11 protein-coding genes and 1 pseudogene are annotated in these 11251 nt (G+C 74.3%); 9 read left to right on the top strand and 3 right to left on the bottom strand.

Annotation, left to right across the window (positions count from 1 at the left end; all coding sequences use genetic code 11):
* Positions 1-52: 52 nt before the first annotated feature.
* Positions 53-763, bottom strand: coding sequence for a histidine phosphatase family protein (locus ACYVM4_RS06555; protein WP_460668015.1), 711 nt, complete (start codon positions 761-763; stop codon positions 53-55).
* A 226-nt stretch (positions 764-989) separates the two neighbouring features.
* Here ACYVM4_RS06555 and ACYVM4_RS06560 point away from each other — a divergent pair, with 226 nt between their 5' ends.
* The 9 genes from ACYVM4_RS06560 to ypfJ all read left to right on the top strand — a co-directional run bounded on the left by ACYVM4_RS06560 (position 990) and on the right by ypfJ (position 9730).
* Positions 990-1958, top strand: coding sequence for a glucosyl-3-phosphoglycerate synthase (locus ACYVM4_RS06560; protein ID WP_460668016.1), 969 nt, complete (start codon positions 990-992; stop codon positions 1956-1958).
* Positions 1955-3094 (top strand): glycosyltransferase, encoded by a 1140-nt coding sequence (locus tag ACYVM4_RS06565; RefSeq protein ID WP_460668017.1) that lies wholly within the window; start codon positions 1955-1957, stop codon positions 3092-3094. The genes ACYVM4_RS06560 and ACYVM4_RS06565 overlap by 4 nt, the downstream gene beginning before the upstream one ends.
* Positions 3091-4131: a Gfo/Idh/MocA family protein gene (locus ACYVM4_RS06570; RefSeq protein ID WP_368819835.1), complete on the top strand. Its 1041-nt coding sequence runs from the start codon at positions 3091-3093 to the stop codon at positions 4129-4131. The genes ACYVM4_RS06565 and ACYVM4_RS06570 overlap by 4 nt, the downstream gene beginning before the upstream one ends.
* On the top strand, positions 4128-5222 hold the full coding sequence (locus ACYVM4_RS06575) for a zinc-dependent alcohol dehydrogenase (protein WP_460668018.1): 1095 nt from the start codon (positions 4128-4130) through the stop codon (positions 5220-5222). Before ACYVM4_RS06570 ends, ACYVM4_RS06575 begins: the two co-directional genes overlap by 4 nt.
* A gap of 121 nt (positions 5223-5343) precedes the next feature.
* Positions 5344-6795: an AI-2E family transporter gene (locus ACYVM4_RS06580; protein ID WP_460668019.1), complete on the top strand. Its 1452-nt coding sequence runs from the start codon at positions 5344-5346 to the stop codon at positions 6793-6795.
* 10 nt (positions 6796-6805) lie between these two features.
* Positions 6806-7429, top strand: coding sequence for a biotin transporter BioY (locus ACYVM4_RS06585; RefSeq protein ID WP_368819838.1), 624 nt, complete (start codon positions 6806-6808; stop codon positions 7427-7429).
* A 3-nt stretch (positions 7430-7432) separates the two neighbouring features.
* Entirely contained in the window at positions 7433-8170 is a 738-nt protein-coding gene (locus ACYVM4_RS06590; protein ID WP_460668020.1) for an energy-coupling factor ABC transporter ATP-binding protein, read from the top strand.
* Positions 8167-8778 (top strand): energy-coupling factor transporter transmembrane component T family protein, encoded by a 612-nt coding sequence (locus ACYVM4_RS06595; RefSeq protein WP_460668021.1) that lies wholly within the window; start codon positions 8167-8169, stop codon positions 8776-8778. Before ACYVM4_RS06590 ends, ACYVM4_RS06595 begins: the two co-directional genes overlap by 4 nt.
* 43 nt (positions 8779-8821) lie before the next feature.
* Positions 8822-9730 (top strand): KPN_02809 family neutral zinc metallopeptidase, encoded by a 909-nt coding sequence (gene ypfJ / locus ACYVM4_RS06600; RefSeq protein ID WP_460668022.1) that lies wholly within the window; start codon positions 8822-8824, stop codon positions 9728-9730.
* 402 nt (positions 9731-10132) lie between these two features.
* On the opposite strand, the pseudogene ACYVM4_RS06605 reads toward ypfJ, so the two are convergent.
* Positions 10133-10303 (bottom strand): annotated as a pseudogene (locus tag ACYVM4_RS06605) (NYN domain-containing protein); the annotation flags it as partial.
* Between the two features lie 50 nt (positions 10304-10353).
* On the bottom strand, positions 10354-11145 hold the full coding sequence (locus ACYVM4_RS06610) for a ZIP family metal transporter (RefSeq protein ID WP_368819842.1): 792 nt from the start codon (positions 11143-11145) through the stop codon (positions 10354-10356).
* Positions 11146-11251 lie beyond the last annotated feature (106 nt).

Here is an 11251-nt window from a genome sequence, read left to right on the forward strand (position 1 = left end):
GAACGGGCAACCGCACCATTCTACCGGTTCGCCTCCGACGACGGCACCCCGATCAGGGAGGCGCGGGCGCGTCCTTGCTCACGTGGTGCGGGGGCATCTCGTCGGCGAGCGCCGAGGAGGCGCCCGGCAGGGTGCGGGCGTTGTAGTCGACGATCTGCCAGCCGCGCTGCGGGTGCTCCTCCAGGACCGTCCACGCGCAGTTGGCCATCCCGGCGAACATCTCGCGCATCCGGGGCGGGGCGTCGAAGAAGGCGAGCAGACCGCTGCGCAGCGCCGCGCCGTGGCCGACGAGCACGCCCGTGCGCCCCTCCCCGAGGGCCGCCGCCGCGTCGCCCAGCACCGCGGTCATCCGCTCGTCGACCTCCGAGGGCAGCTCGGCGCCCGGCACCCGGTAGTTCTCCTCGGCGAAGAAGCGCTCGTAGACCTCCGGGTGGCTGCGGCGGAACTCGGCGAAGGTGGTCCCCTGGCGGATGCCCACGTCGTACTCGCGCAGCCGGGCGTCGAGGCGCACCTCGAGCCCGGTCAGCACGGCCAGTTCCCGGGCCGTGGAGCGTGCCCGGTCCAGGTCGCTGGACCAGACGAAGGCCGGCTCGAAGGAGGCCAGTGCGGGGGCGGCCCGCCGGGCCTGGCGCCGGCCCACGGGGTCGAGGGGGATGTCGGCCTGGCCCTGGGCCCGGTCCTGGACGTTCCAGGACGTCCGGCCGTGGCGCCACAGCACCAGGCGGCGCCTGTCCGGTCCCGGGGTCGTCCTCGGCGGGTTCATCGGCACCTCTCGTCACGGGCTCCGGGACGGGGCCCGGCTCGTTCCCATGATGGCGCAGGCCCGCGCCCGAGGCCGGGAACCGCGGGCGCGCCGTGCGGGGCGAGCGGCGCGACACAATGGCCCACGTCCACTCCCTACGTCTTCCACCGCGGGGAATCGCTCTGTAGTGTCCGGCTCGGATCAGCAAGTGATTTACGACTGCCCACCACCGGCGGAAGCGAGTGCGATGCGACAGGACGTCCGGGAGTGGTTCGCCACCCGCACCTACAACGGCCGACAGTGGACATCCGAGCAGCTGGTGGAGCGGAAGGGCACCACCACGGTCAGCGTGGTCCTGCCCGCCCGCGACGAGGCGAGCACCGTGGGGACCATCGTCTCCGCGCTCCGGCAGGAGCTGATGGACGGCGTCCCGCTGATCGACGAGCTCGTCGTCATCGACTCGGACTCGACCGACGGCACGGCGGCGGTCGCCGCGGCCGCCGGGGCCCGGGTCCACCGCCAGGACGAGATCCTGCCCGCCCACGGCAACATCCCCGGCAAGGGCGAGGCCCTGTGGAAGTCGCTGGCCGTGACCTCCGGCGACGTGCTGGCGTTCATCGACGCGGACCTGCGCGAGTTCGACGCCGGGTTCGCCGTGGGCCTGCTCGGGCCGCTGCTGACCGAGCCGGGTGTGCAGTTCGTCAAGAGCTGCTACGACCGTCCCCTGCACGACGGCGTCACCGTCCTGCCCGCGGGCGGCGGGCGGGTCACCGAGCTCGTGGCGCGCCCCCTGCTGAACCTGTTCTGGCCGCAGCTGGCCGGCCTGGTCCAGCCCCTGGCCGGGGAGTACGCCGGACGCCGGGAGCTGCTGGAGCGGGTGCCCTTCGTCTCCGGCTACGGCGTGGAGATCGCGATGCTGATCGACGTCCTGGAGACGGTCGGTCTCGACGCGATGGCGCAGGTGGACCTGGGGGTGCGCTCGCACCGCAACTCCTCGGACGCCGCGCTGGCCCGGATGGCGGCGCAGATCCAGCTGACCGTCCAGGCGCGGCTGCGCTGCGAGGGACCCCTGGGCCAGAGCGGCGGGTCCCTGACGCAGTTCCTGCGCCAGGGCGACCGGTTCCTCGACGAGACCCACGAGATCAGTGTCCGCGAGCGCCCGCCCATGGCGGAGATCCCCGAGTACACGGCGGTCCCGGCGGGCCGCGCCGCATGAGCCGCCTGCGGGTGCTGGTCAACGCGGGTCCCTGGCTGCCGGTCCCCCCGTCCGGGTACGGCGGGATCGAGACGGTGGTGGCCACCCTGGTCCCGGAGCTGCGCCGGGCGGGAGTCCACGTCACGCTCGCGACCGTGGGCCCCAGCACCCTGGAGGCCGACGACTACATCCGCCCCCTCGAGGAGCCCGCCTTCCGCTCCATCGCCATGCCCTACAACCGGGTGTCGGGCATCGCGCACGCCCACATGCAGGGCCTCGTGGACGCCCTGCAGGAGCGGAGACGGTGGGACCTCGTCCACGACCACCTGGAGGTCGTGGGCCCGTCCGTGCTGGGCGCGATGGGCGCCGCGGCCCCGCCGGTGCTGCAGACCCTGCACTGGGACCTGCGCAAGCACGCCGAGTTCTACGAGGCGTTCGACGGCCGGGGGCGGGTGCGGTTCGCCGCGGTCTCCGCGTCCCAGCTCGAGCGGGCGCCGGCCAACCTGCGGCGGCAGACGCTGGGCGTGGTCCCGCTGGCCGCGCCGCCGGGGCTCGAGGTCGACGTCCCGCCGGGCGAGCACGCGCTGGTGCTGGCCCGGATCACCGCCGACAAGGGTCAGGACGTGGCCGCCCGGGTCTGCCGACGGGCGGGGCTCCCGCTGGTGCTGGCCGGCCCCGTGGCGGGCATCGACGATCCCGAGGAGCTGGAGCGGCGGCTCGCCGACGGCGACGAGGCGCTGCGCGCCCACCCCGACGTCCGGTACTGGCTCGACGAGGTCCGGCCCCTCGTGGACGGGACGTCGGTGACCTGGGTGGGCGGGGTGGCGGGCGAGGACAAGGAGCGGCTGCTGCGCTCGGCCCGGGCGCTGCTGACGCCCATCCGCTGGGCCGAACCCGGCGCCACCGGCGTCGTCGAGGCGCTGTCCCGGGGGGTGCCCGTCGTCGGGACGCCCCGGGGGGTGCTGCCCTCCCTGGTGGAGCACGGGCGCACCGGCTTCCTGGCCGCCGCGGAGGACGAGCTCGCCCGGCACCTCCAGGACCTGGACGCGATCGACCCGCAGGCCTGCCGGGACGCCGCCGAGCAGTGGACGCCGGCCGGCATGGCCCGGCGCTACCTGGACCTGTACGACCGGTTGCTCGAGGAGAATCCCGCATGACACTGAAAATCGCCCTCGTCGGGGCCGGCTCCGTGGCCCGGCGCCACGTCGACGTGCTGCACGGGCTCGGCGGGGCGCGCGTGGTCAGCGTGACGGACGCGCACCTGCCCGCCGCCACCGCCCTGGCCGCCGAGCTCGACGTCCCGGCGTTCACCGACCCCGGTCAGGCCCTCGACACCGTGGAGGCCGACGCCGTCTACGTCTGCGTGCCGCCGTTCGCCCACGGACCCGCCGAGCTCGCGGCGCTCGACCGCGGGAAGGCGCTGTTCGTGGAGAAGCCCGTGGGCCTCGGCCTGGAGATCGCCGAGCAGATCGGCCGGCGGGTCGAGCAGAGCGGCGTGGTCACGGGGACCGGCTACCACTGGCGCTGCCTCGACACGGCCGCGCTGGCCCGGGAGCTGCTCGTGGACGCTCCCCCGCTGCTGGCCAACGGCTACTGGCTGGACAAGCGCCCGCCCGTGCCCTGGTGGGGGCGGATGGACCGCTCGGGCGGCCAGGTCGTCGAGCAGCTCACCCACGTGCTGGACACCGCCCGGTTCCTGCTGGGCGAGGCCGTCGAGGTGTACGCCGCCGGGGTGCGCAAGGCCCCGGACGGGGCCCCGCAGGACTACGGGGACGTCGACGACGCCACCGCCGCCACCGTGCGCTTCCGCTCCGGGGCCGTCGCCACGCTCGCCGCGACGTCGGCGCTCGCGGCCAAGCACCGGGCCGCCCTGCACACCGTGAGCCGGGGGCTGTACCTGGAGCTGTCCGAGCAGGGCCTCACCGCCTTCGGCGCGCAGGACCGCACCGAGCACACCCCCGCCGAGGACCCCCGGGTGACCGTGGACCGGGAGTTCCTCGAGGCGGTGCGCGGCGAGCGCGAGTCCACCCGCGCGCCCTACGGCGAGGCCCTGCGCACCCACCGGCTCGCGTGCGCGATCGCCGAGTCGGCCAGGACCGGCCTGCCCGTGGCCCTGGCGGAGGCCCCGGAGGAACAGGGCCCCGACGGCGAGGGGTGGAGGCCGGACGGCCGGGGACCGGCGGGGGAGCGGTGAGCGCGCGCCGCAACCTCGTCGTGCCCGCCCGGAACCGGATCGAGATCGTCGAGGAGGAGCTGCCGGAGGTCCCGGAGGGCGGGCTGCTCCTGGAGACGCTGGTCACCGGGCTGTCCGCGGGCACGGAGCTCGCCTTCGTGAAGGGCGACCACCCGGGGCTGCACTCCCGGCACGACACCGAGCTCGGGCTGTTCCGCCCCGGCGCCGCCGAGCAGGGCTACCCGGTCCGCCGCCTGGGCTACATGGAGGTCGCCCGGGTCGCCGAGTCCCGCACGCCGGCGTTCCGGGCCGGTGACGTGCTGGCCACGGCGTACGGCCACGCCACCGCCCACGTCGCCGATCCGCTCACGGAGCACCTCGTGCCGCTCCCCGCGGAGCTGGACCCCCTGCTCGGCGTCTTCGTGGCCCACTTCGGCCCGATCTGCGCCAACGGCCTGCTCCACGCCGCGGCGGACGCCGGACCGGTCCGCGAGCTCGGCGACGGGGTCTCCGGGCGCCTCGTGCTGGTCACCGGCGCCGGCCCGGTGGGACTGATGACAGCCCTGTTCGCCCGCGTCCTCGGCGCGCGCGAGGTGGCCGTGGCCGACGCCGACCCGCGCCGCCGGGCGCTCGCCGAGCAGATGGGGTTCTTCCCCCTGGACCTCGACGACGACCCCGGCCGGGTGCTCAAGACCCGCTGGCGGCACGGGCCCGGCGACCACGGCGCGGACGTCGTGTTCCAGTGCCGCGGCAAGCCCGAGGCCCTGCACGCCGCGCTGCGCGCCGTCCGTCCGCAGGGCAGCGTCATCGACCTGGCGTTCTACACGGCCGGCGCGGACGCGGTGCGGCTGGGCGAGGAGTTCCACCACAACGGGCTCAGCCTGCGGTGCGCGCAGATCGGGCGGGTCCCCCGGGGACTCGCCCACACCTGGGACCGGCAGCGGCTCTCCGCGGAGACGACCCGGCTGCTGGCCGCCCACTCCGGTGCGATCCGCGAGCACCTGGTCAGCGACGTCGTCCCCTTCGACGACGCCCCCGCGCTGATGCACGACGTCGCCGCCCGCCGCCGGCACGTCCTGACCGCCGTCTTCGAGGTGGACGGCCGCGCCTGACCGGGGCCGATGCGGCACCGGCCGGTGGACACCCTTCCGTCAGCCGCCTTAGGGTTGGGGCGAGAGCCGTCGTCGTCGCGCGGCCGCACCCCCGACCGCCGCCTTCCCCGAGGAGTCCCGCATGGCCACGTCGTCCCGACCGGAACAACCACCACGCCGCCCCGGCGGGGGCTCGTCCACCGCACCGCTGCACGCGGAGAGCCTGCTCGGCGGCCAGGCCGACCCCGGCACCGGCGCGGTCCCCGCCATGGGCCCCGGGGTCGAGCCCGCCGGCATCGAGGAGACCGCCCAGGCGCTGGCCCCCGCGGTCGGCCCCTGGGCGGACTCGCTCGGCCGCGCCGGTTCCCGCTCCGCCCAGACGCTGCTCGTCGCCGCCGTGGTGGTCGGTGTGCTCTGGGTCCTGCTGCAGGTCAAGGTCGTGCTGATCGCCGTGCTCGTGGCGCTCATCCTCGCCTCCGCCGTGGGCCCGGCCGTGAAGTGGCTCGAGCGCAGGGGGTGGTCCAACCTGCTGGCCACCCTCGCGGCCTTCCTCGGGATCCTGGCCCTGGTCGGCGGCGTGCTCACCGGCATCGTGTTCGCCGTGCGCAGCGAGTGGGACACGCTGACGGCCTCGGCGCAGGAGGGCTGGATCGAGCTGCAGCGCCTCGTGCAGTCCGGGCCGATCCCCGTCGACACGGCCGCGATCGACTCGGCCGTCCAGCAGGCCGGGGACTTCGTCACCAGCGGCTCCTTCGCGGGCGGAGCCCTCACCGGCCTGGGCGCGGCCACGGAGTTCGCGACCGGGCTGGTGCTGATGATCGTCGTGCTCTTCTTCTGCCTCAAGGACGGCGAGAAGATGTGGAACTTCACGCTGCGCTGGTTCCGCGGCGAGCGCCGCGCCAAGCTCGCGGAGTCCGTGGACCGCAGCGCCCAGGTGCTCGGCGGCTACGTCCGGGGAACGGCCTTCGTGGCGGCGGTGGACGCCGTGCTCATCGGGGCGGCGCTGCTGGTCCTCGGCGTGCCCCTGGCCGTCCCGCTGGCCGTCATCGTGTTCGTCACCGCCTTCATCCCGGTGGTCGGGGCGACCGTCGCGGGCATCATCGCCGCGCTCGTGGCCCTGGTCACCAACGGGGTCGGCGTGGCGCTGGCCGTGGTGGTCGTCGTCGTGATCGTCAACCAGATCGAGGGCAACATCCTGCAGCCGATCATCATGGGCCGGACCCTGAGCCTGCACGCGCTCATGGTGCTGCTCGCCCTGACCGTGGGCACCCTGGTCGGCGGCATCTTCGGCGCCATCCTGGCCGTGCCGTACACCGCCGTCGCGTGGGCCGTCGTCCAGGTCTGGTCCAGCCGCTACCAGGTCGGCGACGACCCGGTGCTCGGCCCCGACCCGGTGAACCAGAAGGACCGCGTCGAGTCCAAGGCCACGATGGCCGAGCGCTGGAAGTACCAGCGGATGCGCTACCAGCAGGCCCTGGGCGGGCGCTTCGGGGCCACCGAGCGCGACGCCGTCCGGCAGGACGATGCCGACGGCGTCGCGCGGACCGCGGAGGTCGAGGACACCGGTTCCGCCGCCGGGGGCCGCAAGCCCTAGTCTGGGAGCCATGACCAACGTCGAACGCCGCCGCGCCATCACCGCCGAGGACCTCGCGAACATCGCCGTGTTCGCCGCCCTCACCGCCGCCCTGTCCGTGCTGCCCGGGATCCCCCTGGGCGCGGCGGGGGTGCCGCTGACCCTGCAGACCCTCGCCGTGTTCCTGACCGGACTGGTCCTGGGCGGCACCCGCGGGTTGCTGGCGGTGGCGCTGTACGTCCTGGTCGGCCTGATCGGCGTCCCGGTCTTCGCGGGCTTCCGCGGCGGGCTCGGCGTGCTCGCCGGCCCCTCGGCGGGCTACATCCTGGCCTTCCCGTTCGCCGCGGCCGCGGCCGGCTACGTGGCCCAGTGGCTGATCCCGGCCCGCCGGGCCAACGACGGCGGCGCCACGAACGCCCGCTACGAGCGGACCGGCACCTACACCCTGCGGCTGGGGGCCGCGGCCCTGGCCGGGTTTGTGGTGATCCGGATCGGCGGCATCCTCGGCCTGGTGGTCAACGCGCGCCTGCCCTTCCAGGACGCGTTCCTCGCCGACCTCGTCTTCTGGCCCGGCGACCTGCTCAAGGTGGTGCTCGCCGCGGTCATCGCCGTGGGCGTGCACAAGGCGTTCCCCCGGATCGCGGGCACGCGCTGACCCGTGCCCGGAACCTCCGGGGCCGCGGCCCTCGTGTGCTCCCGCGTCACCGTCACGGCGCCCACCTCCTCGGGTGAGCTGACCCTGCTGCGGGACCTGGACGTGCGCCTGGACGAGCAGCGGGTGGCCGTGGTGGGCCTCAACGGGTCCGGCAAGTCGACCCTCCTGCGGCTGTTCAACGGTCTCGTCCGCCCGTCCTCGGGCACGGTCACGGTGCACGGCACGGACGTGGGCCGGGACGTGCGCGCGGCCCGGCGGCGGGTGGGCTTCGTGTTCACCGACCCCCTCTCCCAGCTGGTGATGCCGACCCCGGTCGAGGACGTCGAGCTGTCCCTGCGCGGGACCGGCGTGCCCCGGGGACGACGACGGCGCGCCGCGCTCGAGCTGCTCGAGCGCGTGGGCCTCGGCCACCGGGCCGAGCACAGCATCTACGACCTCTCCGGCGGTGAGCGCCAGCTGGCGGCGTTCGCGGCCGTCCTGGCCGTGGAGCCCGAGGTGCTCGTGCTCGACGAGCCCACGACCCTGCTCGACCTGCGCAACCGGGGGCGCCTGCTGGGGCTGCTCGACGGGCTGCCGCACCAGCTGCTGATCTCCACGCACGACCTGGGCCTGGCCGCGACCGCGCCCCGCGTCCTGGTCCTGCACGCGGGGGCCCTGATCGCGGACGGCCCCCCGGAGGAGGTCGTCCCCGCCTACGAGCGGTGGTGCGCGCACGGCTTCCCGCAGGAGGACCGCCCGTGAGCCGGGGCCCCGACCTCTTCGGCAGCTACTCCCCCGGCACCGGCATCCTGCACCGCGCCCCGCTCTGGGCGAAGGCGCTCGGCGTCGTCGCCGTGACCCTGGCCGTCGTGCTCTCGCCCTCGTGGCCGGTGCCGACCGCACTGGCCGCGCTTCTGACGGTCGCCGGCTCGGCCGCGGGCATCGGCGTCCGCGAGTGGTGGCGGGGCATCGCGCCCGCCCTGCCCGTGCTGGTCCTGCTGGCCGTCTACCACGTGCTGACCTCGGGGCCGGCGATGGCCGCCGACGTGGTGCTGACCATTGTCGTCTTCCTCGTGCTCACCCGGGTCCTGATGCACACCACGCCCCTGCCGGAGCTGCTCGACGGCGTGGTGTGGCTGTGCTCGCCGGTGCGGCTGGTCGGGGCGGACCCCGAGCGCATCGGCCTGGCGATCTCCCTGATGCTGCGCTCGATCCCCTTCATCGTGGGCGCCGTGGGCGAGCTCCGGGACGCCATGCGCGCCCGCGGCCTGCGCCCCAACCCGGTCCGGCTCGTGACCCCGGCGGTGATCTCCACCATCGCCTACGCCGAGCGGACCGGTGAGGCCCTCGCCGCCCGCGGTTTCGACTGAGCGCCGACCGCCGCACCACCATCAGACGGCTTACACTTCGGTCATGAGTTTCGACAACAGCTCCCAGCTGGACGCCTCGCGCGTCGGCAGCGGCGGCGGGCGGGGACGCGGGATCGCCGTGGGCGGAGGACTGGGCGGCGGGCTGCTGCTGCTCGTCGTGGGGCTGCTCTTCGGCCAGGACGGCATCGACGCGATCACCGGCGGGGGTGAGCAGGACACCGGGTCGCAGTCCTCCGTGGAGCAGGAGCGTGCGGAGCGGTGCCGGACGGGCGAGGACGCGAACCGGTACACCGACTGCCGGATGATCGCCACGGCGCAGAGCCTCGACCAGTTCTGGGAGGACTACCTGCCGCAGGCCACGGGCGAGCAGTACGTGATGCCCGGCGTGGAATTGTTCGAGGGACAGACCGACACCGGTTGCGGCGCGGCGTCCTCGGCCGTGGGCCCGTTCTACTGCCCCGCCGACGAGACCGCCTACCTCGACATCGCGTTCTTCGACGAGCTGCAGACCCAGTTCGGCGCCGAGGGCGGCCCGCTGGCCGAGGAGTACGTGCTCGCCCACGAGTTCGGCCACCACATCCAGAACCAGATCGGCACCCTCGGCTACGCCCAGCAGGACCCGCAGGGCCCGGAGTCCGGCGCCGTGCGCGTGGAGCTGCAGGCCGACTGCCTGGCCGGGCTGTGGGCCGGCGGCGCCGCCGGGGACGCCTCCGGGGCCGTGGACCTGGGCGACATCTCCCAGGAGGAGCTCGACCAGGCCCTCGACGCCGCCTCGGCCATCGGCGACGACCGGATCCAGGAGACCACCCAGGGCCGGGTCAGCCCGGAGAACTTCACCCACGGCGCCTCCGCCCAGCGGCAGCTGTGGTTCTACGCCGGCTACCGCACCGGTGACCTGAACGCCTGCGACACCTTCAGCGCGCGCGACCTGAACGCCCCGCCGGCCCTCTGACCCTCGCCCCCGCGCGGTCGCGCCGAGTCCCCAACATGCGCGCGAGTCCCCCGGATTTGGCATGGGGATTTGCGCGCATGTTGGGGACCCGGCGTTGAGCGGAGGAGCGGCAGTGCACACAGGTCGTCTTGCCTGACTGTGTGCACCCTCGGTTCTCACTTGCGGCGGTTGTCCCGGACGAACACGGCCTGGTTCTAAGGACGCCTGGTTGCCGATCTGGTGACCCACCGCCGTAAGGATTGGCCCACCCGTCCTCCCCGCCCCGGCGTCGACGGCGCTGCGGAGCATCTGCACGAGACGGTCGTCGCCGCGCAGCTTCTGCTGCGGCACCCGGGTGAGTGCCGTGACCGGATTCCCGGGACCCTCGGGCACCGACTCGCCGAGTCCTTCCACGTAGGTGAACTGGGAGCACGAGTTGATGAACGACTCGGAGGTCTGCCGCTGGCCGAGACCGTACACCTTGGCCCCCTCGGTGAGGAGCCGCATCACGAGCGGGGTGAAGTCGGCGTCGATCAGCAGCGCGATGCGCTTCTCCTCGGTCCTCACGGACCGACTCTGCCACGGAATGTGCACCTGCAAACAATGAGACGCGCGGTCGGGCGTCCGTGACGGGCGAGGGTCTCTCAGGCCAGGGACAGCGCGAAGGACAGCGCGAAGCCCGCCGTGGTGCTGAGCGCGACCGCCGGGCCGCCGTGCTCGTAGGCCTCCGGCATCAGGGTGTCGGCCAGGGACGCGATCACCGCGCCGGCGGCGAAGGCCAGCGGCAACGAGATCGTCTCGGGGTCGCTGCCGGCCAGCGGCCCTGCGCCGACCAGGACGGCCACCACCAGGAGCACGCCGCAGACCGTCCAGAGCAGGACGGCCTTGCCCCTCGACATGCCCTGCTCGCGCATCGAGGCCGCGCCGACCAGGGACTCGGGCAGGTTGGACACGAAGATCGCCGCGAGCAGCGCCAGCCCACCGGTGCCCTCCGTGAGCGAGACACCGAGCGCCACGTTCTCGGGCACGCCGTCGAGGGTGACGGCGGCCAGCAGGGCGAGACCGGCGGCACCGCCGGTGGAGGCGGACGTCGGCGCCTTCTCGTCCGCGGCGGCGTCGGTGTCCAGCTTGGCGCTGCCCTGCTGCTTCTCCGCGTCCTCCGAGGCCGGTCCCGGTTGCGCCCAGCGGTCCAGGAGGGCGCTGAGAGCCGTGAAGACCACGGCACCGGCGAACAGGCCGATCACGGCCAGTATCAGGCCCCCGCGCTCGTAGGCGTCCTCGAACAGCTCGAAGGCCAGCGCGGTGATGAGGGCGCCGGCGGCGAAGGACAGCAGGATGGCGAGCACGCGCTTCGGGAGCTCGAAGCGCACGCCGATCAGCGCCCCGATGATGAGAGCGCTCGAGGCGATGATCCCGAAGAGCAGCGTCTGGCCCATGACGGCAGTGTAGGAGCGGGGCACGGCTTTGCACCCACAATCCGCAAGGTTACTTACTGAGGTGCCGCGGCACGGGAGCGGGTGCCGGCAGCGCACGACGACGGCG

It is taken from the genome of Kocuria himachalensis, assembly GCF_054784195.1.